Origin of the sequence: Paraburkholderia sp. BR13439 (assembly GCF_040948805.1) — a bacterium.
In the GTDB taxonomy this organism is placed as follows: Bacteria; Pseudomonadota; Gammaproteobacteria; order Burkholderiales; family Burkholderiaceae; genus Paraburkholderia; species Paraburkholderia youngii.
Genome location: NZ_JBFPKN010000010.1, coordinates 33490 through 56539, shown reverse-complemented (window position 1 = coordinate 56539; position 23050 = coordinate 33490). Strand labels below are relative to the sequence as shown.

Genomic DNA, 23050 nt, shown 5'->3' with positions numbered 1-23050 from the left:
CTCACCAAAAATCCACCTCGACATCACCGTCTCCTCACGACTTCCGGGCAGCTTCCCACTAACAATGTTCCCATCGGAACGATTTTATTCTGAATGGAACACTTAATATTTCTTCGAGCCAGAGGCGTGCGCGCCTCTTCGGGGAACATTCAGAAGCGCGGCACCAGTACGCAGAACGCCGACCCGGCTGTTGGTGCCGACCGAGGCCCGCCAGGCCGTCATATTGCGCGCCGAAATTCTGGATGCTTGGGCCGGCTCCCACCCGGTTTGGCTGCGGGAAATCGATGACAGTCAGACGCACCGCGCGCCGTCACGGGCGCAGATTGGAAAAGTTCGCGCTGGTAGCGCGCCTGCAGAGAAGAACCGCGATGGAAAATGAGCTTAGTCGTACTGTGGATGCGCTTCCAGGCCTGGTATGGACCGCAGTGCCGGACGGCCGCATTGTATTCGTCAATCACCGCTGGTGCGAATATACGGGGCTTTCCGCAGAGCACGTGTTCGGCGAGGGTTGGCAGTCGGCATTCCACCCCGAAGACCGGCCCGCGCTGCTTGATGCTTGGAAAGCCGTCGTTGCTTCTGGCATGCGGGGCGAGGCAGAAGCGCGAATGCGTCGCTTCGACGGCACGTATCGCTGGTTTCTGTGTCGCGTCAGTCCGGTCGTCGACGCTGCAGGCAAGATCGTGAAGTGGTGTGGGATCAATACGGATATCGAAGACCGTAAGCTAGCCGAAGCTTCCCTGCGCGCACACGAAGCCCGCTTTCGGCTAATCGTCGATGGGCTGCCTACACGTGTGATTCTTTTTACGCCGGAGGGGGAGGTGTTCCACGCCAACCGCCATACGCTCAACTATTCAGGCGCGACAGTTGACGAACTGAAGCAGTGGACTAGCAGAGATCTTACCCACCCGGATGATCGACGCGCGACTATTGCCAGATTTTATGCGTCGATCAGAACCGGCGAGCCATACGATTTTGAGTCGCGCCATCGTCGCTTCGACGGCGTTTATCGATGGTTCCGCGTACAAGGCTTTCCGCTACGGGATGAGGAGGGGCGAATCGCTCTCTGGTACTTCTTGCAGACGGACATCGACGACCGTAAGCGGGCCGAGGCGTTGCTTGCGGGCGAGAAGCGCCTGCTCGAAATGATCACCATGGGCCTGCCTTTGCACACGGTTCTCGATGACTTATGCCTGCTGGTCGAACAGATCGCGAGCGACTGCTTCTGCAGCATTGCGTTGATCTATCCCGGCGAAATGATATTCCAGCGGGTGAATGCGCCAGGCCTCGCCTTGACCTACACCTATCCTTCGAGTGGCAGCCGCATCCACCTGGACATGGGACCCTGCGGATTGGCAGCGTCACGCAGCGAGCAGATAGTCGTATCAGATATCGCGTCCGAGTCACGCTGGCCACGGGCATGGCGCGACCTGACTCTCGCGCACGGTCTGCGCGCGTGTTGGGCGACGCCGATTCTGTCGCGTACGAACGAAGTGCTGGGAACATTCGCGATATTCCGGTCGGAGCCTGGAATCCCCACTCCGTTTCAAACCGATCTCACAGGACGGCTTACACACCTCGCGAGTATCGCGATCGAGCGTGCACGGAGCGAACTCGCACTGAAGCGAAGCGAGGAGCGTTTCCGTGCGATCGTGGACACGACACCGGAAAGCGTGACGGTCCTCGCAAACGACGGAACAATATTGTGGGTCAATTCGGCTGGACGCCGCGCTTTGGGATCTGCGCGTGCGGAAGGTCTAATTGGAGCGTGTTACTTCGATTTCGTCGCTCCTGAACATCGCGCGCGGTATGTCGAGTTCAACAGAAACATTTGCTCAGGAAGCGATGGCGTCCTGGAGTTCGACTTAATCTCGCCATACTGCGAGCGCCGGCACCTCGAAACCCATGCCGCGCCGATGCACGACAGCGACGGCGCGATCGTGCAGCTGGGCGTCACACGTGACATCACGGCACGCAAGCAGGCGGAGGAGCAGTTGCGCAAGAGCGCGGCGCTGATGGCCAAAGTGGAGCAGCTCACCTTGAGCGGAAGCTTCAGTTGGCGCCCAGAGACTGGTTCATTCACCTGGTCGGAACAGCTCTATCGGATCTTCGGCTTCGAGCCAAGTGTGAGGATCACGCTGGACACGATCGCCGCGCGAGTCCACCCTGGCGACCTTCATGTACTGCACGAAATGATCGAGCGGGCGAAAGACGGCCAGCACCTGGAGTTCGAGCACCGCCTGCTGCTGTCCGACTGCTCGGTCAGGTATGTACGCATCCAGGCTCACGCCACGCGTAACGCGCAGGGCCGGCTGGACTACATCGGCGCCGTACATGATGTCACCGAACGCCGCGAGTCCGAAGAAGCGCTCTACGGCCTGCGCGCCGAATTGGCGCACGCAAGCCGGGTGAACAGCCTGGGAGCGCTGACCGCCTCGATTGCGCACGAGTTCAACCAGCCGCTGGCCGGCATCATGACCAACGCCAACACAGGCTTGCGCATGCTGAGCGCACAGCCACCCAATGTCGAGGGCGCGCTCGGGACCATGAAGCGCACGATCCGGGACGGACAGCGTGCCTCGGAGATGATGACACGTCTGCGCGCGCTATTCAGCAAGAGGGCGGTAACGACGGATGCCGTCGATCTGGTCGAAGCCGCGAACGACGTCATCGAACTGCTGCGCGCGGAGCTTCGCAAGAAGCGGATCGTGCTACGACTGGAGACGGCCGACAACCTGCCGCCGGCCACAGGCGACAGGGTCCAGCTCCAGCAGGTGGTGCTGAACCTTCTTCTCAACGCCGTGGAGGCGATGAATGGCATCGATGACCGCCCACGGCAGATGCTGGTCAAAATAGAGCGCGACGATGGTGACCACATACGACTCGCTGTGACTGATTCCGGCGAGGGCATTGCCCCGCAGCATGCGGGCAAGCTCTTCGACGCGTTTTTTACGACCAAGGGGGAAGGGATGGGCATCGGGCTGTCCGTAAGCCGCTGCATCATCGAGCGCCATGGTGGTCGCTTGTGGGCCACCTCGAACGAGCGCTTTGGTGCCACCTTTTCATTCTCGATCCCGTGTCGAGCCGAACGCATGGCGGCGGACGGTTCTGCAGACAAGGGCCTGCAGCTGCGCTCGGACATAGAGCAGATCGTGAGCAACCCGTGATGGTCGAACGCCCGCTTATCACGGTGGTCGATGACGACGAGTCGGTACGCGAATCTCTACCTGACCTGTTGCGTGAGTTTGGCTTCGCGTCGCGCGCCTTTTCTTCGGCGGAGGCGTTCCTGGCCTCCAGCTGTGTTGGCGAGGCGCGCTGCCTGATCCTCGATATGTGCATGCCCGGTATGTCCGGCTGGGACCTGCAGCGCAAACTGCAGCAGCGCCGCCAAACCGTTCCGATCATCTTCATCACGGCGCATGGCGATGAAGCCCTCCGCCTACGCGTGTTAGAAAAGGGCGCCGTTGAATGTCTCTTCAAGCCATTCAGCGATACCTCTCTACTCGGGGCGATCCGGGCCGCGCTCTACGCCAAATAATTCATCCAGGTGCCTTCGAATGGAGTTCTCAATGACACCAGCATATGTAGTCGAACGTGAATCGGAACTCTCGCTGGCGCAAGCCATGCCGGTCGTCTTCGTCGTCGACGACGATGTCTCGGTACGTGAGGCGCTCGAAGCCATGATCCACTTTGCTGGTCTTAGGGCAGAGACGTACGCCTGCGCACGGGACTTTCTCGAACGTCCACGCGTCAGGGTCCCGAGTTGTCTGGTGCTGGACGTCATGCTTCCCGATCTCAGCGGTCTCGACCTTCAGAATCTCATTGCCGCCGAGCGTACCGACACACCGATCATCTTCATCACCGGCTATGGCGACGTGCCGATGACGGTGCAGGCCATGAAAGCTGGAGCGGTTGAATTTTTCACCAAACCCTTTGACGACCAGGTCATGCTCGATGCTATTGGGCACGCCATCGGGCGCAGCCGCGTGGCATTGAGCGAGGAAGCCGAGATGCAGTCGATCCGGGATCGCCACGCGTCACTCAGTGGGCGCGAGCGCGAGGTCATGGCGTTGGTCGTGACCGGGCTCCTTAACAAGCAGGTGGGAGCTGAGATGGGCATCGCCGAGATCACTGTGAAGATGCACCGCAGGCAGGTCATGCGAAAGATGAACGCACGCTCGCTCGCCGAACTGATCAGCATGGCGCGAAGACTTCATCATGACCGCGCGCCCAACGCCGCGCTGCAAAAAGTCGCGTAAAGCGGTCGGCATATCGCCGGAAGACTACGCGAGCGACGTGACCATGCACCAGGAAGCCGTGTGCGCGCCAGCTCCCGCTTGTCCCGATCGGCTAGCGGCGAATCGAGCATCGATCCGGGGGTGTCTAGCACTGATACTGCGCCGCGTTCGTATGAGCGATTGCATGTAAGCGCCTTGCGTCTGACCCACAAAGGGTCGGCGCTGACCGCCTGGCGCTCTGATTTGGCCGATACAATGCGGCTCACAAGCTCATGTTTGGTCGTTGGCCGTGCGTTTTCTTACGCTCAAGTGAACGCCAACACTGTCTCCCGCCAACGACGCGATGGCGAATGATGTAACGCACGCTGTTTTGGCAATGCACTCAATCGTCGAGAAGATTGCGATGGCAACGTAGCGCGTGTACTCAAGGGGTAGCGCTGGTACCAAGGCGAATACGCTCACTCCACAGATGAACGTAAAGAACTGACGGGCAAAGCGCAGGTTGGCTACGGCAGCCGTGCCAGTAAGGCCGAGCAGCACCTTCGACGCCACCAAGGCAAGCAGCGCGGTTGGATCAAGCGCGCCACCAAGCTCCAAAGGTGTCTCAATCACTGCCCAGACGCATACCGCGATGACAGATGCGCTGAAAAGCAGGTCCCATCTTTTCGCTAACTCGACGGGTTCTTTGGGAATACGTTCGGATAAGACGTCCTTGTAGTCCATCGGGTCGATCATGTTGGCTGTTTTCTTGGGATCCACGAGAAATCCTCCTCTGAGCGGGGCACGTGTCCTCATGGAGCACCCACCATGAAGAAAAGCCACGTTCAACGCATTAAGCGGGCGTCGCGGTTAAAGGTTGGTAATGTTGCTGCCACGAATCTGCCGGCACTGCGCAGTGCAATACACATCGTGTGCAGTTGCGATGAATCTTTCGCCGACTAGGGGATACCATGCGTGGGCGTGCGGCAGACCTGCGTTTGAAGCGTTGGCCTGTGAACGAATTTAGGCCATGCCCAATATGGCCGCAATGACACTTTAGGTGAGGAGTGGAAAGAGATTCACTCGCGTCGATGCGGCGATGTTCCCACACCATTGTGCATTTGAGTTGCGCGCCACCTTGCGCTTAAGCTTCTCTCTGGAAGGCGACTATCAGGACGACTCGAGACGTAATCGCGGCGACAAGGCGGCTCGATGATTCGGTAGGACGAGCAGGTACATCGAGGGCTCCATCGAATGAAGTTCCTCTTCCTTCAACCCTTTCCCTGCCGCTTTCAGAGCCGCCATAGAGCAAGGTGCCTGTATGAGAGAAGTCTGCCGGAAAGTTCTTCGTCCCGCTGCAATAATCGCGGGGCTGTCAAGCCTCGGTGGCTGCAGCTGGGTCCTGTTCAACACGAAGGGCAGTGTCGGCCTTCAGGAGCGCGACCTCATCATCCTGTGCATCGGGTTGATGCTGATCGTGGTCTTGCCGGCCATCGTGTTGACCTTTGTCTTTGCGGGGCAGTACCGGTCGTCGAATCACAACGCCACGTATATGCCCGAGTGGGCACATTCAACGCGGATCGAAGCAGTGGTGTGGGGTATCCCGATCCTGATCATCGTCACATTGGCAATCATCGTGTGGAAATCGACACACGAGCTGGATCCGTACCGGTCGCTCGACGTGCCCGGCGAGCCCATCAACGTCGAAGTCATCGCAACCGACTGGAAGTGGATCTTCATCTATCCAGAGCTGGGAATCGCCACGATCAATCAACTGGTATTTCCCGCACATCGCGAGGTGACGTTCAGCATCACCTCCAACTCAACAATGGGGACGTTCTTCATTCCCCAGCTCGGCGGCCAGATCTATGCGATGGCAGGCATGCGGACCCAACTGCACCTCATGGCAAACGAGGAGGGGAAATTTCGTGGCATGTCGGGCAATTTCAATGGACCCGGTTTCTCCGACATGAAGTTCATTGCGACCGCCACCAGCGAGGCTGACTTCCAGCACTGGGTGAAGCAGGTCCAGACGTCGCCTAACAGGCTCGATTTCAACACCTTTCAGAAAGTGGCAAGGCCCAGCCAGGGTACTGCGATCGTGCAATTCTCGCAGGTTCAGCCGGGCCTTTTTAAGGCGGTGATCGACCAATATGTTGGCCCAGGAGCGGACGCCGCGGCGCATGCTGCTCTCGAGCTCAGCGCTTCGTCGAAAAGAGAGGAGTAACACATCCATGTTCGGAAAATTGACATGGGCGGACGTGCCGCTGCACGAGCCCATCATCGCGGTCACCCTGGCGGGCATCGTGCTCGGGGGCGTGGCGGTTCTGGGCGCGATCACCTACTTCAGAAAATGGACGGTGCTCTGGAACGACTGGATCACCTCGGTCGACCACAAGCGCATTGGCATCATGTACATCTTCGTGGCGATCGTGATGCTGATCCGCGGCTTCGCCGACGCCATCATGATGCGAACGCAGCTTGCGCTCGCCGGTCCCGGGCACCTGGGCTACCTGCCGCCGCATCACTATGACCAGATCTTCACGGCGCACGGCGTGATCATGATCTTCTTCGCCGCGACGCCGTTCGTCGTGGGCCTGATGAACATCGTCGTGCCGCTTCAGATCGGGGCTCGCGACATGGCGTACCCATACCTGAACGCCTTCAGCTTCTGGCTGTTCGTGGTGGGTGTCGTGCTCGTCATGCTGTCGCTCGGCGTCGGCGAATTCGCGCAGACAGGCTGGGTCGCCTATCCACCATTGTCGGACATAGAGTTCAGTCCCGGAGTGGGGGTGGACTACTACATATGGTCGCTGCAGGCATCGGGTCTCGGAACGCTGTTGACGGGCGTTAACCTCTTCGTGACCATTCTCCGGATGCGCGCGCCGGGCATGACGCTGATGAAGATGCCGATCTTCACGTGGACGGTGTTCGTCACGAGCGTAATCATCATTGCGGCCTTCCCGATCCTGACCGTTGCGCTCGCTGCGCTGGCGCTTGATCGCTACCTGGGCTTCCATTTTTATACGAACGAGTTCGGCGGTAATCCGACGATGTACGTGAACCTCGTATGGGCGTGGGGGCACCCAGAGGTTTACATCCTCGTTCTCCCGTCATTCGGAATATTTTCCGAGGTTACCTCGACGTTCGCCCGAAAGAAGCTGTTCGGCTACAAGTCGATGGTGGGCGCGACGCTGGCAATCGGTATCCTGTCGTTCCTCGTCTGGCTGCACCACTTCTTCACGATGGGTTCGGGCGCGGACGTGAACAGCTTCTTCGGCATTATGACGATGATCATCGCGGTTCCGACTGGCGTGAAGATCTTCACGTGGTTGTTCACGATATACCGCGGGCGCGTCGAGTTCACGACGCCTATGCTCTGGACGCTGGCCTTCCTCGTAACGTTCACGATCGGCGGCATGACCGGCGTTTTGCTCGCCATTCCGGGGGCTGACTTCCTGCTTCACAACAGCCTGTTTCTCGTCGCCCACTTCCACAATACGGTCATCGCAGGCGGGTTGTTTGGCTATTTCGCCGGCTTGAACTACTGGTTCCCAAAGGTCTTCGGCTTCAAGCTTAACGAGCGTCTCGGCAAATATTCGTTCTGGTGCTGGGTGATTGGCTTCTATCTCGCGTTCATGCCGCTATACATGCTCGGCTTCATGGGCATGACCCGGCGCCTGAATCACTACGACAACCCCGCCTGGACGCCGTATCTCCAGGTCGCGTGGGTGGGCGCGGTCTTCATCCTTGCGGGGATTGGACTCCTCATCGCACAGATTCTCGTCAGTATCCGCGAGCGCAAGCAGAATCTCGACGTCACAGGCGATCCGTGGAATGCGCGCACGCTGGAGTGGTCGACGTCGTCGCCGCCGCCGTTCTACAACTTCGCCGTGGTTCCGCGCGTGGATGCCGTCGACGCATTCTACGTGGCGAAGAAACGCGGACTGCCGCCGCGCCCGAAGAAGTACGAGCCGATTCATATGCCGCGCAGCACCGGTGTGCCGTTCATCCTCGGTGTATTCATCCTGCTGCTGTGCTTCGCGCTGATCTGGCACATCTGGTGGCTGGTGGGGGCCAGCTTCGTTGCCACAATCGCGACGGTGATCGTCCGCTCTTATAACGACGATATCGACTATTACGTTCCGGCCGACGAAATCGCACGGATCGAGAAAGCACCCGTTGCTCTCATGAAACGAGATCTGAACCATGTCTACGCAAACACTAATTGAAACAATCGAGACTGAGGATGAGCACGCGCGTGATGGCCACGACACGGGCTCGCGCAAGGTGCTGGGCATGTGGATCTACCTGATGTCCGACTGCATCCTGTTCGGTTCACTGTTCGCGTCGTACGCCGTATTGAGCGGCGCGTTTGCAGGTGGCCCCGGCCCGAAGGACATCTTCGAGCTGCCGTACGTGCTGGCCGAGACGTTCGTGTTGCTGCTCTCCAGCATCACCTGCGGCTACGCGATGCTTGCCGTGCACCGCCGCGATCAGGACACCGTGCTCCGATGGCTGACCCTGACCTTCATTCTGGGCGCCGTCTTCATCGGCATGGAAATACACGAGTTCCATCACCTCGTTTCGCGAGGCTTCGGACCGCAGCGCAGCGGGTTTCTGTCTGGCTTCTTCACGCTCGTCGGCACGCATGGACTGCATGTCGCGTCCGGCCTGCTCTGGATGGCGGTGCTCCTGCATCAGGTGGCGATCAAAGGACTGACACCCACCAATGTGACACGCCTCTCGTGCCTGAGCCTTTTCTGGCACTTTCTGGATCTGGTCTGGATCTGCGTGTTCACGATTGTCTATCTCATCGGAGCATTCTGACCATGGCGAGCGATGCGACTACCCGCGCCGGCCAAGCCCACGGCAGCGCGAAGTCCTACAACACGGGCTTCATCCTCTCGATCGTCCTGACGGCCATCCCGTTCGCGCTGGTCATGCATCCGATGCTGCCGCGTGCGACGACGCTTCTCGTGGCGGTGATATTCGCGGTTCTGCAACTCGTGGCGCAACTCGTGTACTTCCTGCACATGAGCCGTTCCTCGGAGGGCGGCTGGAACCTGATCAGCTTCGTGTTCACGCTTGTGATCCTGTTCATCGTCGTGGCGCTGTCGGTCTGGGTCATCTGGAGCATGCACTTCAACATGATGATCCACTGATGCGCCGCGCACATCCGACGAAGAACACCCCCGGACCATGTATCGACCTTACCTGCAACTGACGAAGCCCGGCATCGTGATCGGCAATCTTATCGCCGTCACGGGCGGTTTTCTGCTGGGTTCGTACGACAGCATCGACTGGCTCCGGGGCGCTCTGGTGGCCGTCGGTCTCATGCTGGTCGTCGCGTCAGGGTGTGTGGTCAACAACGTGATCGACCGGGATATCGATGGCCTGATGGCCCGGACACGCAATCGCCCAATGGTGACCGGCAGCGTCTCAGTGCCGTTCGCGTTGCTGTATGGCGTCGCGCTCGGCCTCGCGGGCATGAGCGTGCTCTACGCGGGCGCGCGGTGCGTCCTGCCCCTCGCGCTGATACTCGTCGGCTACGCCGTGTATGTTGGGCTGTATAGCCTGTACATGAAGCGCAATTCGATTTACGGGACGCTGGTCGGCAGCATTGCCGGTGCGATGCCGCCAGTGGCCGGATACTGTGCGGCGAGCACCAGGTTCGACGCCGCCGCCGTCACATTGCTAGTCATGTTCAGTCTCTGGCAGATGCCCCATTCGTATGCGATCGCGATCTTCCGGGCCCAGGATTATCGCGCGGCTTCGATTCCCGTTTTTCCGGTTGTCCGTGGCTTTCCGGCCGCGAAGCGCCACATGTTGGCCTACATTGTCGCCTTTACGGCGGCCACCCTGACGCTCGGCTTCCTCGGCTATGCCGGCAAGATCTATATGCTCGCCGCGCTCGCGGCGGGGTTGTACTGGTTCGGGCTCGGCGTTGCGGGATGCACCGCGGCAAACGAGGGCAGATGGGCACGGAAGATCTTCTTTGCGTCGATCATCATCGTGAGCGTATTGAGCGCCGCGATGTCGGTGGATGGCTCCGCGCCCCAACCGGCAACCCATCTCGCGCTGATTGCGAGGGGTTTCGGCGGGTAGCGCGGCGAGCTTGCCGTACGCGAGCAACTGCGGATTCGGCAGTGGCATTGATGGGTCGCTCGTGCTTACCGGTGTGCAGACGAACGCATTCGGCGTCCGGCATTTTCCTGGAGCAGAAGTCTCAGGTCGCTCGCACTGTCCTCGGCAGTTTCCTCAGATTGCAGCGCGAAGCGCACCACACCCTTCGCGTCGATTACGTAATCGAGTACCGAGTGTTCCATCGTATACGAGTTGCCGGACGGGACTTTCCGGTAGTACGCTCCAAAGGATCGGGCGACTTCAGCTGTCTGCTGCGCATCGCCGTATAGTCCGATAAACGTCGGGTCGAAGGCTGCGGTGTAGGCCTTCAGAATCGACGGCGTGTCGCGCTCAGGATCGATCGAGATAAAGACTAACTTCGGCCCCTTACCCTGATCTCACGATGAGATTCTTTTGCCGCACGCCGCCACGGCGAGCAGGAGCGCAGCACCGAGCAGACGGCGGCGACGTGATGACGGAGCACTTTGGAACGGGCGGCGCTTCATGGTCTCGGACATGCTGAAACTCCATGAGGAGGAGGCAGGGGCGAAGCTGGTCGCGTGCGGAGCACAGCGTGTCGTTAGCGCACCAACGATAGACCTCTATGCGTGCTGGCCGCGGGCGGCATTCCACGGGCAATAGCAGCCGACGGCGACCATTGGAGCAGGTTCGACATGTGCACCTGCGACCAGCTTGTCGAGAATCGGCTCCACGAAACTGTTGTTCGAACTACAGACAAGACCCGCGCTATAGGGTCCCGCGTAGGCGAGCTTGCCATCCGCAGCCCAAATCGCGATAGCGGGACTGGCCGGTATGCGCTCCATTCCTTCGATTCCCGGTAAAGGCTTGAGCTTGCCTCGCAGGAAGGCCGGTAATTGTCCGTGGGTACCGGGCTTGCGCACGCTGTAGAAGTCGATATCCGCGCCTCTGAACATCGTGATCAGATAGTTCAAGTGGGCGTCGGTGTTCTCGTTACAGCTTGCGCAATCGGGGTCCCAGAAATGCACGACACGAATGCGTCCGGTATTGCCTGCCAGGTCTGGCGGCAGACGCAGGTCGGAGTCTAGGAAGAGAACAGCCTGATTCGAGTAACTGGTCACTCCACCAACGCCGAAGTATCGCCACAGTGCTACCCCGGTCCCGACCAGAATGCATACAGCTGCACAGAGAAACAAGATGACCGGGCGGCGACGCAGCAGGGGAATGGTTGATCGATGGGGTTCCCCGGTATTGGCTGGAAACATGTGTGGCAGGCGAGGTATCGAGTCTTGTGATCAGCGGCGGAACCGACCATAGACGGTGTGACCAAAGATTCGGTTGCCGCTCGCAAAGTGCAATAGGGTAGTGCGGCTGGTCGAACAAATATTTCCTAAAGGTCACGATCCCGAGGCTGGCGAACGAGGTCGATAGCCTCCCTCAATGTCATGGCGGTTACACCATTCTTCTGCGTTTTGATGCGAGGCAGTGTTATGTAGGTGCGGGATATCTCACGGTAATACTCGTCATGGGCCTGCTCACATAACCAGTTAAGTCGTTCGCTGTCCGCATTGCTGGTATGGGCCTCGGCCAGGTGCCTGCGAAGCAGCTCGATCTCGTTGGCGACTTGTCGAAGGGTATCGGCCACCTCACCCGTCATCAATTCTGCCTGTTTCCTTATCTGTTCAAGATCAACGCACATGATCAGGTATTTTAAGTAATGCAATAATGTCGCCGAACAACGTCCTCTTCTCACGCGGACTGAGGCCCTTCACGTAGTCTCTCGCATCGATCGAGCCAGCTGCGTTGATGAAGTCCACAACAAGGCTTCCGTCTACGAATGAATTTAAAGTAAGCCCCGCGCAGTCGCAATAGTACTTTGGGTTACATATGAGATGGCACCTGGTGCCACCCGTACGAAGGTTTAGCTAGTCCATTGTGCAATGGAGTGGTGCACCTCCTGCACGTAGAGTTTCGGTCATGTCTCGCTGTCCACTGACGGCATCGGATGTGTGACTTCCGCGGTCATGCTGGTCCGGATTGGCCTGTTGTTCCCGGCGATGTACGGCGAGAACCAGTACCACCCCGCGATTTCCGCGGCGGGGTGAACGGCAGGATCCACGCGGGAGGGTACGCGAACCAGTCAAGCGGTTTGAGCGGCGCGATATCGGCATTGCCGGGCACATCTCCCGGAAAGCGACGAGATCAGTTTGCAGGCGAGGTCACATGCATGTGCACGGTCGCGGGGTCGAGATTACCTGGGTCGCTCGCGAGGTGAAAATACAGCAACGCAGTAAGGATCGCGATGCACATTGCGATTCCCGAATACTTCGCATCGACGCTGTCGATCGCGCGGCTCAGAGCACGCCGTCGGCGCGCGGTAGTGTGAAGGCCCGCAGTCATGCTCCCTGGTACCCAATTCTTTCCAACGGGCACGCGCGCAGTGAGGCGCTGCCGCGCTAAAGCAGCCTTTGCCGCCTTCGGCCGGTCCACCGTGCACACGCCACGCACCTCATAAGTGCGCCGCTCTGCGCGAGATCGCGTTACATACCGCATCCCCACCTCCCTGATTCAGGTAAATCGATGCAACAGAATGCGTGGCCATTTCACCATGCACTGGCGGATCAAATAGGGGCGCTAACTCTGGCGCATGACTAAGCGCCTCCGGCATGATTTGCACATACATCGTCCACTTCGGAAAATCACGTCGCTCGCCAGCAAAGTAGGCAAGCTGAATACGATCCCACGGCGTCTCGAGCGTATGCCCGGCAAAGGACCGCCGTGTGTTTTCTCGATCCTCGACAAGAAGTCCGTCCTGCGTCTCGATAGCCACGTGCTCGGCGTTGAAGGCGGTACGGTGCGCGGGGTCCAGGAACGGGGAGTGCGACGCCCGCTGGTAATGGAGGGATGTAGCGACGTGCGATGGTCCGATGAATCCCTGTTGTCCTTTAAGTCCCCAGAGTACTCCGCCAACCTCCAGGTCGGCCGATACTTCCGATAGCTCGTTCCAGCGTTTTAGGCCGCCATGGGCCTCAATAGCAAACGTCAGCAGGTCCTTCATAGCTTTACACTCAGAAGAAGTTGCTCTAGCCGGATCTTTGTGAGTCGAAGATACTCGGGAATCCGTTCATGCTTAGGTCCTTGAACATTAATTGGACTTTCACACCTGCCGCTGCTGTGTTGCCGGGTCCCTCCGAGGGGGACTATCCGCTGCGGGGGCTCCCTCGCGGCGAAGAATTCTGGGGCGACCGGGTGTTTCCCTGGGAGGTTGAATACGGTGGAAGTCTGATTGCCGGGACCTATAGTGCCGTCGCATACCGCGGTGCAGGAACATCGTTCGACAGATCCCGCGACATCGTGCGCCGTGCGGCTTCATAGGCATCCCATTTCTCGCCGGCATGCAATGACGGGATGGTGACGAGCTCGCGGCGGTCGAAGCCCGTCAAAGCCGCGTCCACCATGTCAGAGGCAGACATGACGGTCCCTTCGGGTAAATGCTTGATCGGGAGCCCGCCGGTCTGCCAGAAGTCGGTGGCGGTCGCGCCGGGCAGCACGGCTTGCACCTGCACGCCCTTGTCATCGAGTTCGTGGTGCAACGACTGGCTGAAGGAGAGAACAAAGGCCTTGCTGCCGCCGTAGACGCCGTTGAGCGTCTCCGGCGAGAGCGCGACGATCGACGAGATGTTGATCACGGCACCCGTGCCGCGCGCAATGAAGCCCGGGACGGCCGCGTACGTGAGGCGGGTGAGGGCGATGACGTTCAGATCGATCATCCGGGTCATCGCATCGATATCGCTTTCGAGCAGCGGCGTGTGCGTACCCACACCCGCGTTGTTGACGAGCAGCGTGACGCTTGCGTCCTGTTTCAGTTTCGCCTCAACGCCGGCAAGCGCCACGCGATCGTTGAGGTCCGCGTCGACGATTTCGACGCTTTGGCGCGTGTCGTTCGTGATTCGGTCGGCGAGTGCGATCAGCCGGTCGCGGTTTCGGGCGACCAGAATCAGGTCATAGCCACGGCGTGCCAGCCGATCGGCATAGACTGCACCGAGACCCGACGACGCGCCGGTAATGAGGGCTGTACCTTGGTGTGCCTGGGCCATGATTTCACTCCGTTTGAAGGTGATTGATGAACGCGTGATTGCATTCTGGCTTTGTTTCGGCGAGACAGAAATGACGGAATTCGGGTTGGTTTAGGACATCATCCGGTGGAAGACGGACATGCACCGCCCCGGCTTTCTGATTGTCAGTGCGCGCCCGCAGCAGGGTCGTTCGATCCGCCAGCCTTGCCAGGCTTGGTGATCCAGATGAGCGGGATAATGACGATCATGATGACCGCTGCGGCATAAAACACGTCGTTCAGCGCTAACATGGCCGCCTGTGTCTGCACTGTATGATCGAATAGTGCATACGAGGCGCCTCTTCCCAGACCAAGCAACGAATGGTAGGCATCGATTTGCGCGTTGAACATCGGGTTGGTCGGACTTGACTGCTGCGTCAGGATTTCATGGTGCATGATCGTCCGGTTGTTCCACACGACACCCGCGATAGATGTGCCGACGCCACCGAAAAACATGCGCGCAAAGGTGGATACGCCGGCAGCCGCGGGCACTCTTTCGGGCGGCTGCCCTGACAGGATGATCGTGGTAAGCGGGGCGAAGAACAGCGCCATCGGGATGCCTTGCAGCAGGGTCGGCAGGACGATGTAGCCTTCGCTGATATCCGTGTAAAAAAGCGAACGCATGTAATAGACGATCGCGAAGCTGACGAACGCGCACGTGCCGATGATGCGTGCATCGGAACGCGGCAGAATTTTCCCCATGATCGGTGCACCGATCACCGCGAAAATCCCCAGTGGCGCCGTCGCGAGCCCCGCATCCAATGACCGGTAACCCAGATACTCCTGCATCCACTGCGGAAGCAACACCAGCGTGCCGAAGAAGATGGCATACGCGACAGCAATCGAAACCGTGCCGCCGAGGAAATTTCGCTGCTTGAAGAGCGTCAGGTCGACGATGGGGTTTTTATCCGTCAGTTCCCAGACGATGAAGAACGCCAGCCCCACGGCGGCAACGATAGTCAGGATAACGATCGTGCTCGAAGAGAACCAGTCCAGATCCTTACCCTTGTCCAGCATCACCTGGAGCGACGCCACCCAGACGATCAGCAGCAGCAGTCCGACGGCATCGACGGGAAGCTTTCGGGTCGGCGTGTCGCGATGGCGATACAGCATCCACACCATTGCGGCAGCAAATAACCCGACCGGGATATTGACATAGAAGATCCATGACCAGCTATAGCTGTCCGTCACCCAACCGCCAAGCGTCGGCCCCACGATCGGCCCTGCCACCATGATCATCGAGAACAGCGAGAGTGCAAATGATGATTTTGCCCTGGGCCAGGAACTGAGTAGCAGCGCCTGGGACATCGGAATCAGCGGTCCGGCCACGGCGCCCTGCAGCACGCGCGCGAAGAGCAGCATCGGCAGTGACGGCGCAATTCCGCACAGCCACGACGCCATGACGAACAACAGAATCGAACCGACGAACAGGCGGACCTGGCCCAGCCGCTGGGTCAGCCAGCCGGTCAAGGGTATGGATACGGAGTTCGCCGCGGCAAAAACAGTGATGACCCACGTGCCTTCGTCGACCGATACACCCAGGTTTCCCGAGATGGTCGGAATGGCGACGTTGGCGATCGACGAGTCAAGCACGGTCATGAAGCCCGCCAGGCCCACACTTAGCGAGCCCAAGGCAAGTGTCGCCCCCGTGAGCGGGGGGTGGTTCAGTGGCTTGGTGGTCATGGTGATAGTCCTGCTATCGCGTGTCTGAAGAGCAGGGCACAGCGACTTTCACGTGTCCCCGTCCAATGAGAGAAGCTCATTCGTTTTTAGCGATGATGCGTGCGATCGCCGAGTCCGCTTCGTCGCCGTACTTTGCGAATACGTCGGTCTTGTAGGTCGACGGAGGATCGGTGTCGAGCTGCGGACCGGCAGAGTCCTTGACGTCGACATCCACGTTCATCGAGAGCCCCACCCGCAGCGGATGCTTCTCCAGCTCCTCAGGTGGAATCTCGATCCGCACTGGTAGCCGTTGCACCACCTTGATCCAGTTGCCCGTGGCGTTCTGCGCCGGCAACAGCGCCAGGGCCGACCCGGTGCCCGGCGTAAAGCCCACCACCTTGCCGTGATAGACGACCGAGGTGCCATAGACGTCGGCGGTCAGCTCGACCGTTTGTCCAACCCGGATATGACGAAGCTGCCACTCCTTGAAGTTCGCATCGACCCAAACCTGCTCGAGCGGGACCACGGACATCAGCGCTGCGCCAGGGGAAACGCGCTGGCCGACCTGAACTGTTCGTTGCGCGACATAACCTGTGACGGGGGCTGGCATCGTGGTGCGTGCATAAGCCAGGTAGGCGTCGCGCACTCGTGCGGCGCTCGCCAGTACGTCCGGATGGTTCTCGATCGACGTATTGGCCGTCAATGCGCGATTGGCACCGAGCTGTTGCCGGGCAGCATCTAGCGCCGCCTGAGCCGACCTGACGGCATCGCGGGCGTGCGAGATCTCCTCGTCGGACACGGCCCCCGTCATGCCCGTGGAAAGTCGGCGCTTCAAGTCGTCATGTGCCTTCGAAAGATCCGTCTGGCGTTCGGCGATATCTGCACGAAATTTGTCGTCGTCGACATACAGGCCATGGACTCTGCGAACGGTTTGGCCCAAATTGGCCTCGGCCTGTTGCAAGGCAATCCTGGCGTCCGCGGGGTCGATCTCGACGATCGGCTCGCCCTTTTTGACGATTTGCGTGTTGTCCGCATTGACCCCGATGACGGTGCCCGTGATCTGAGGCGTGATTTGCACCACGTTACCATTCACGTAGGCGTCGTCGGTATCCACGTGATAGCGAGCGTCGAGGAAATAGTAGGCGCCATAAGCCGTCCCCGCGATCGCCACGGAAGCGACGAGCAGTACGATCAGGAATTTGCGCTTACCGGCTTTCTTTGCCGGCTCGTTGGCCGACGGTGGCTGAGGGGTGTTCATCGATAGCTCCAGCAAGGTTGTGCGTGTGCGGTCCGTTGCCATGCTTGACGGCTAGTGGTTCGATTCAGTGGGTAGCCGCGTCATCCGACGGCGCGGGAATCGGTGTTTCGGTGTTCGCCGCGAGGCCCGCTCGCGCTGCATTGAAGCCGCCGCCGAGTGCCTTGATCAGGCCGATATGCTTGTCGCGGCGGCCCATCTCGAGGTTGACGACTGCCGTTTCGGCAGCGAGACGGTTGTCGTCCGCATTCAGCACCTGCAGTTGCTGATTCAACCCCGCCTTGTAGCGAACCAACGCCAATTGATACGCCGTGGTCTGCGCGTCCAGCGCCTGCTGCGCGTCCACTAGCTGACGGTCGTCCGAGCGGATCTGCGAGACCTGCGTGGCCACATCGGACAGTGCATTGATCAGCGTCTGGTTGTAGGTCGCGACGTCGTAATCGAAATCCGCGTAGCGGCCCTTCAGTTGGGCGCGCAACGCACCGGCATCGAATATGGGAAGATGAATCGCGGGTCCCGCCGTCAACTGACGGCTACCGGCCGTCAGAAATCGTCCCCAGCCGAGCGCGTTCAGTCCGATCGATGCGGAAAGATTCACGTCCGGATAGAACTCGGCCTTTGCTTCTTTCACATCGTGGATGGCCGCATCGACCTTCCAGTAGGCAGCCACGATGTCGGGTCGGCGCGAAATGAGGTCGGCGGGCAGGTTGTCCGGCAACGCGATCTCGGCTACGTCTCCAAGCGATGGCAGCGCGATCGTCAAGCCACGGTCCGGTCCTTTGCCAAGCAACGCACCCAACTGGTAGCGCACCGTCGTGATTTGCCCGTCGAGATCGCTGACGTTCGACCGGCTCGTTGCGGTTTCGCCTTTCGCGGTCTGCTGTTCGACGTTCGTGTCGAGTCCCGCGCCAACGCGCCCATGGGTGATCTGTGTGATGTCCTCGCGATTCTTCACTTCGCGGACCTCGATATCACGCAACGCATAGAGCTGAGCGAGACGGTTGTAGGCGCTCGCCACCGATGCGGCGAGCGAAATGCGCACCTCCTCGGCTTCGGCGTCGGCGACCTTCTCCTGCGAGATGGCCTGACGAAGCCGCTCGCGATTTTTTCCCCACAAATCGAGGTCCCACGAGGCACTGGCAAGCACGTTGTTCTCGCTCTGCCACGTGCCGGCGAACGGCGGCGGAACCAGGCCGTTCGCGCTATAGCGCTCGCGCGTCCATGAATAGCTACCCGTCACGTTCGGGTACAGTGCGGAATTGGCAGTGCTGATATAGGACGACGCTTTCTCGATGCGGGCCCGTGCCTGATCGATAGTGGGATTGCCAGCCAGCGCCTCGTCGATCAACGTGGACAGTTGCGGGTCGCCGAATTGGCCGGCCCAGTCCATTGCCGGCCACCGTCCGCCCTCGGCAGGCAAGCTCTCCTTCGTCTCGTAGATTGCAGGCGGGGAAATCTGCTTGTCGCTTTTTATGCCAGCGTAGTTGACACACCCAGCCAGGCTGAGTGCTGCCACCGCCGCGGCTGTCGAGGCCGCCCATGTGCTCCCTCCCGGCTGGCGTCGGTATTGATCCGTCATGGTTTCCATTCCTTTTGCTCATCTGGATGCCCTGGGTTCATAGGATCTTTTGTGCATATGCACTTTATTGCCCTTGGTGGCTCACTGATCTATGCATCGAAGTGCACGCGTTTTTTGCGCGGTGATTAACCCTCGGATGCGTCGGCCGTCATGCGGAACAGTTCGGTTCGCAGATGAGCGGCCTGTTGCTTCCCAAAGCATCGCTCGAAGCGGGCCTGCGCCGTTGCCCAGTGAACGACCGCTTCGTCGAGCTTCGTCAAACCTCTTCTCGTCAGTACAACCCGAAGTCGCCGATGGTTGTGGCCTTCGGAAGAAGCCGCCACAAGGCCACGTTGGAGCAAGGGTTTGAGTGCCCGCACAAGCGTCGTTCTATCCATCGCCATCGCCTTGGCGAGCTTCACCATCGTCAAGCTCGGACAGTGGCCCAGCGTCCTGAGAATGCTGAACTGTGTGGGCGTGATGCCGGCCTCGGACAAGTCACGCTCGTAAAGCTTCGAAATGTGTCGAGAAGCCTGACGGAGGGCGAAGCAGTCGTCGTCCTGAAGATCATCTAACCGCATGGGCCGTTGCCTCGCGCAATTTGGCCACATCGGACGCGCTTACACCCGTCGATGCGTTGTTCCAACGCGACCGTACGAATGTGAGGACGTCTGCGACCTGCTCGTCTGTCAGCACGTTCGAAAATTTCGGCATCGGATACGCAGCCGGTAGCCCGTTGATCACGAGCGCTTGCGCCCCGTTCAAGGTGACATTGATCATCGAGGTTGGGTTGGGCTCCAGCACGGCCGGATTGCCCGCGAGTCGCGCGAGCAGCGGCGCAAACCCTCCGCCATTCGACCCGTGGCAATGCATGCAGTAGGTGGCGTACAGCTTTGCGCCCGGGTCGGTTGCCGGAGTGGCCAGCGAAGGCTGAACGCCGTGCGGATCATCGTGGTACGGTGGCATGCCGCTGCCAGCGGCAGCGGGCAGCGACTTGAGGTAACGTGCGATAGCATTCGCATCGTCTGTCGCCAGCCACTGCGTGCTGTGGTTGATCACGTCCGTCATTGAGCCAAATGCGCTCGCGTGCTGGTTCGCACCCGTCTTCACGAACAGAACGATGTCCGCCGGGCTCCAGCGGCCAAGCCCGGCTATCGGCTCGCCAGTCAAGTTTGATGCAAACCAGTTGTCGATCGGTGCGCCCGACAGATACGCATGGCCACTCTCGTCGAGCGCTTTCTCCTGAAAGCCGACGCCGCGCGGCGTGTGGCAGGACCCGCAGTGACCGAGCCCTTGCACGAGATACGCGCCGCGATTCCACGTCGCATCCTTGCCGGGCTTGTCCGCGTATACATTCGTGTCGAGGAATACCGCGTTCCACAGCTTCAGCGGCCAGCGCATGTTGAGCGGCCACGGGATATCCACCGCGCGGTTCGGCTGCTTCACTGGCTCGACGCCATGCATGAAGTACGCGTAGAGCGCCTTCGCGTCGTCGTCTTTCACCTTCGCGTACGACGGATATGGCATCGCCGGATACAGGTTGTGGCCATCCTTCGCGACGCCCTCGCGCAAGGCGCGCGCGAAATCCGCCTCGGTGTAACGGCCGATGCCCGTATCCGGATCGGGGGTGATGTTGGTCGTGTAGATCGCACCCATCGGTGTTTCCATCTTCAGGCCGCCGGCGAACGACGCGCCGCGCGGCGCCGTGTGGCACGCAACACAATCGCCCATCTTCGCGAGGTACGCGCCGCGCGCGATCAACGCGCCGTCGGGGGCGGAAGCTGGCGCGGCACCGGCCGCCAGCGTGAAGAGGGCCATGCAGAGCGCCGTCGCGTCGTGCGTCAAAGTGGTGATTCGAATCATCGTTTCCTCGACGTCAGGCCGATTTCAGCTGGCTGCCGACGGGCAGCTTACGCAGGCGCCTGCCCGTCGCCGCGTAGATCGCGTTCGACAGCGCGGCGGCGAGGGCGGACGTGCCGGGCTCGCCGATCCCGCCCGGCGCCTCGGCGCTCTTCACGATGTGCACGTCAATTGGCGGCGTCTCGTTGATCCGCAACATCCGATAGTCGGTGAAGTTGCTTTGTGTGACGCGGCCGTCCTCGATCGTGATCTCTCCATACAGGGCGCCCGTGATCCCAAAGATGATGCCGCCCTGCACCTGCGCCTCGATCGTGTCGGGGTTCACTGCCATCCCGCAATCGACCGCGCAGACGATGCGCTTCACGGACACTTCGCCATCGTCGACCGCCACGTCGACCACCATCGAGAAGAAGCTCCCGAACGCGTGCATCACGGAGACTCCACGCCCTTGCCCCTGGGGCAACGGTACGTCCCAGCCTGCCGCCTTCGCCGCGATGTCAAGGACGTTGCGTGCACGCGGCGTGTTGCCGAGCAGCGCGCGCCGGTACTGCACGGGATCGGCCTTGGCCTGGGCCGCGAGTTCGTCGATGAAACTCTCGACGACGAAGGTGCTGCGCGTCGGCCCGACGCCGCGCCAGAACGCGGTCGGCACGTGGCGCGGCTCCTGCCGCACGTAGTCGACGAGCTGGTTCGGCAGGTCATAGGGCAGGGCGGCTGCGACCTCGACCGCGTCCGGATCGACGCCATCCTTGAAGGCCGGCGGCGCGAAGCGCGCGAGGATCGACGAGCCGACGATCCGGTGCCGCCACGCGAGGGGCTTCCCGTTCGCGTCGAGTCCCGCTGAGATCCTGTCGTAGTAGTACGGCCGGTACATGTCATGCTGGATGTCTTCTTCGCGCGTCCAGACGACCTTCACCGGCGCGCTCACCTGCCGGCCGACCTTCACGGCCTGCCCGATCATGTCGGTCTCGAGACGCCGGCCGAAGCCGCCGCCGAGCAGATGGTTGTTGACGACGATCTTCTCGGGCGGAAAGCCGGTGATCCGCTTCACCGTATCCACGGCGCGCGTCGGCACCTGCGTGCCGACCCAGATCTCACAGGTGTCGGACCGCACGTGTACCGTGCAGTTGACCGGCTCCATCGTCGCGTGCGCGAGGAAGGGCTGTTCGTAGACCGTGCTGACGCGCGTCGTCGCGCTGCTGAACGCTTTGTCGACGTCGCCTTCCTTGCGCGCGACCGCGCCTTTTCCATCCGCCGCGCCCGAGAGATCCGCGACGATATCCTTCATCGACACGTTCGCGCCCGCGCCTTCGTTCCACTTCACGATAAGCGCTGACGCACCGCGCATGGCCGCCCACGTGTGGTCGCCGACCACCGCGACCGCGTTGTCGATACAGACGATCTGGCGTACGCCTTGAATCTTCTTCGCGGCGGAATCGTCGACGCTCGCGACCGTGCCGCCGAACACCGGGCAGTTGACGATTACCGCGTAGAGCATCCCCGGCACGCGCACGTCGAGGCCAAACTGTGCGGTGCCGTCGACTTTCTCCGGCGAATCGAGCCGCTTGACGCGCGTGCCGATCAGCTTGAACGCTTCCGGCTGCTTCAATGCGACGCCGTTCGGCACCGGCAGCTTCGCCGCCGCGTCCGCGAGTTGCCCGTACGACGCGCGCCGTCCGCTCGGCGCATGCAGCACTTCGCCGCCCTCGGCGCGGCACGAGGCCGGATCGACCTTCCATTGCGCGGCGGCGGCGATAACTAGCAGCGTGCGTGCGCTCGCGCCTGCGCGGCGCAACGGTTCCCACGCATAGCGGATCGACGTCGAGCCGCCGGTCAGTTGCCCGCCCAGCAGCGGATCGAAAAACAGCTTCTCGTCTGGCGGTGCATGCTCGAGCGTGACACTCGACAGCGGCACTTCCAGCTCTTCTGCGATCAGCATAGGAATTGATGTATAGACGCCTTGCCCCATCTCTACCTTCGGCATCACCAGCGTCACCTGCCCGTCGCGGTCGATCTGCACGAATGCGTTCGGCGCGAACACACCCGGACGCGGCTCCTCGAGCGCGTCGCCGCCGATCACCGAACGCCGCGCGTCGCCGCTGGCGGCCCTCACGCTGAAACCGAGCAACAGGCCGCCGCCGGCCGCCGCGCCGAGCGTCATGCCGAACTTGAGGAACGTACGGCGCGAGACGGCCGCGCCGGCCTTGCCCGCTTCGATCAGTCCGCGCGACATGTCAGCCTCCCCCGTGCCGCCTCAAGGAGGCTGACCGCCCCCTCGGGGG

At 60.7% G+C, this 23050-nt stretch carries 19 protein-coding genes and 1 pseudogene; 8 read left to right on the top strand and 12 right to left on the bottom strand.

Annotated features, from left to right (window positions below):
* Positions 1-284: 284 nt before the first annotated feature.
* Genes AB3X96_RS20505 through AB3X96_RS20495 form a run of 3 tightly spaced genes read left to right on the top strand, consistent with a single transcriptional unit; the run spans position 285 to position 4256 of the window.
* The gene (locus AB3X96_RS20505; protein WP_368591119.1) at positions 285-3164 is read left to right on the top strand and encodes a PAS domain S-box protein; all 2880 of its coding nucleotides are present in this window, start codon (positions 285-287) and stop codon (positions 3162-3164) included.
* Positions 3164-3535, top strand: a complete 372-nt coding sequence (locus AB3X96_RS20500) for a response regulator (RefSeq protein ID WP_368591118.1) — start codon at positions 3164-3166, stop codon at positions 3533-3535. The genes AB3X96_RS20505 and AB3X96_RS20500 overlap by 1 nt, the downstream gene beginning before the upstream one ends.
* Positions 3536-3566: 31 nt before the next feature.
* Entirely contained in the window at positions 3567-4256 is a 690-nt protein-coding gene (locus tag AB3X96_RS20495; RefSeq protein WP_368591117.1) for a response regulator transcription factor, read from the top strand.
* A 249-nt stretch (positions 4257-4505) separates the two neighbouring features.
* Here AB3X96_RS20495 and AB3X96_RS20490 read toward each other — a convergent pair whose 3' ends face one another.
* Entirely contained in the window at positions 4506-4994 is a 489-nt protein-coding gene (locus AB3X96_RS20490) for a hypothetical protein (protein ID WP_368591116.1), read from the bottom strand.
* A 541-nt stretch (positions 4995-5535) separates the two neighbouring features.
* On the opposite strand from AB3X96_RS20490, the gene cyoA reads away from it, so the two are divergent.
* Genes cyoA through cyoE form a run of 5 tightly spaced genes read left to right on the top strand, consistent with a single transcriptional unit; the run spans position 5536 to position 10322 of the window.
* Entirely contained in the window at positions 5536-6441 is a 906-nt protein-coding gene (gene cyoA / locus AB3X96_RS20485; protein WP_368591115.1) for a ubiquinol oxidase subunit II, read from the top strand.
* A gap of 7 nt (positions 6442-6448) precedes the next feature.
* On the top strand, positions 6449-8446 hold the full coding sequence (gene cyoB / locus AB3X96_RS20480) for a cytochrome o ubiquinol oxidase subunit I (RefSeq protein WP_368591114.1): 1998 nt from the start codon (positions 6449-6451) through the stop codon (positions 8444-8446).
* Positions 8424-9044, top strand: a complete 621-nt coding sequence (gene cyoC / locus AB3X96_RS20475; RefSeq protein WP_368591113.1) for a cytochrome o ubiquinol oxidase subunit III — start codon at positions 8424-8426, stop codon at positions 9042-9044. Before cyoB ends, cyoC begins: the two co-directional genes overlap by 23 nt.
* Before the next feature lie 2 nt (positions 9045-9046).
* A complete protein-coding gene (gene cyoD / locus AB3X96_RS20470) occupies positions 9047-9379 on the top strand; it encodes a cytochrome o ubiquinol oxidase subunit IV (RefSeq protein ID WP_368591112.1) in 333 nt (110 codons plus the stop codon).
* Between the two features lie 37 nt (positions 9380-9416).
* Positions 9417-10322 carry a heme o synthase gene (gene cyoE / locus AB3X96_RS20465; RefSeq protein WP_368591111.1) on the top strand — a complete coding sequence of 302 codons (906 nt, stop codon included), beginning with the start codon at positions 9417-9419 and terminating at the stop codon, positions 10320-10322.
* Between the two features lie 65 nt (positions 10323-10387).
* Here cyoE and AB3X96_RS20460 read toward each other — a convergent pair.
* The 11 genes and pseudogenes from AB3X96_RS20460 to AB3X96_RS20410 all read right to left on the bottom strand — a co-directional run.
* Positions 10388-10717 (bottom strand): annotated as a pseudogene (locus AB3X96_RS20460) (SCO family protein); the annotation flags it as partial.
* A 225-nt stretch (positions 10718-10942) separates the two neighbouring features.
* Positions 10943-11440 (bottom strand): DUF6436 domain-containing protein, encoded by a 498-nt coding sequence (locus AB3X96_RS20455; protein WP_368591110.1) that lies wholly within the window; start codon positions 11438-11440, stop codon positions 10943-10945.
* Positions 11441-11709: 269 nt separating this feature from the next.
* The gene (locus AB3X96_RS20450; protein ID WP_368591109.1) at positions 11710-12042 is read right to left on the bottom strand and encodes a hypothetical protein; all 333 of its coding nucleotides are present in this window, start codon (positions 12040-12042) and stop codon (positions 11710-11712) included.
* Between the two features lie 786 nt (positions 12043-12828).
* On the bottom strand, positions 12829-13377 hold the full coding sequence (locus AB3X96_RS20445) for a hypothetical protein (RefSeq protein WP_368591108.1): 549 nt from the start codon (positions 13375-13377) through the stop codon (positions 12829-12831).
* A gap of 238 nt (positions 13378-13615) precedes the next feature.
* Positions 13616-14416: an SDR family NAD(P)-dependent oxidoreductase gene (locus AB3X96_RS20440; protein ID WP_368591107.1), complete on the bottom strand. Its 801-nt coding sequence runs from the start codon at positions 14414-14416 to the stop codon at positions 13616-13618.
* Between the two features lie 143 nt (positions 14417-14559).
* On the bottom strand, positions 14560-16116 hold the full coding sequence (locus AB3X96_RS20435) for a DHA2 family efflux MFS transporter permease subunit (RefSeq protein ID WP_368591106.1): 1557 nt from the start codon (positions 16114-16116) through the stop codon (positions 14560-14562).
* A 76-nt stretch (positions 16117-16192) separates the two neighbouring features.
* Complete coding sequence (locus AB3X96_RS20430; protein WP_368591105.1) at positions 16193-17353, bottom strand: efflux RND transporter periplasmic adaptor subunit; 1161 nt, start codon at positions 17351-17353, stop codon at positions 16193-16195.
* Positions 17354-17417: 64 nt separating this feature from the next.
* Complete coding sequence (locus AB3X96_RS20425; protein WP_368591104.1) at positions 17418-18929, bottom strand: efflux transporter outer membrane subunit; 1512 nt, start codon at positions 18927-18929, stop codon at positions 17418-17420.
* 125 nt (positions 18930-19054) lie between these two features.
* Positions 19055-19489 carry a MarR family winged helix-turn-helix transcriptional regulator gene (locus AB3X96_RS20420; protein ID WP_368591103.1) on the bottom strand — a complete coding sequence of 145 codons (435 nt, stop codon included), beginning with the start codon at positions 19487-19489 and terminating at the stop codon, positions 19055-19057.
* Positions 19476-20726, bottom strand: a complete 1251-nt coding sequence (locus AB3X96_RS20415; RefSeq protein ID WP_368591294.1) for a cytochrome c — start codon at positions 20724-20726, stop codon at positions 19476-19478. Before AB3X96_RS20415 ends, AB3X96_RS20420 begins: the two co-directional genes overlap by 14 nt.
* A gap of 58 nt (positions 20727-20784) precedes the next feature.
* Entirely contained in the window at positions 20785-23001 is a 2217-nt protein-coding gene (locus AB3X96_RS20410; RefSeq protein WP_368591102.1) for a molybdopterin cofactor-binding domain-containing protein, read from the bottom strand.
* Between the last annotated feature and the right edge of the window lie 49 nt (positions 23002-23050).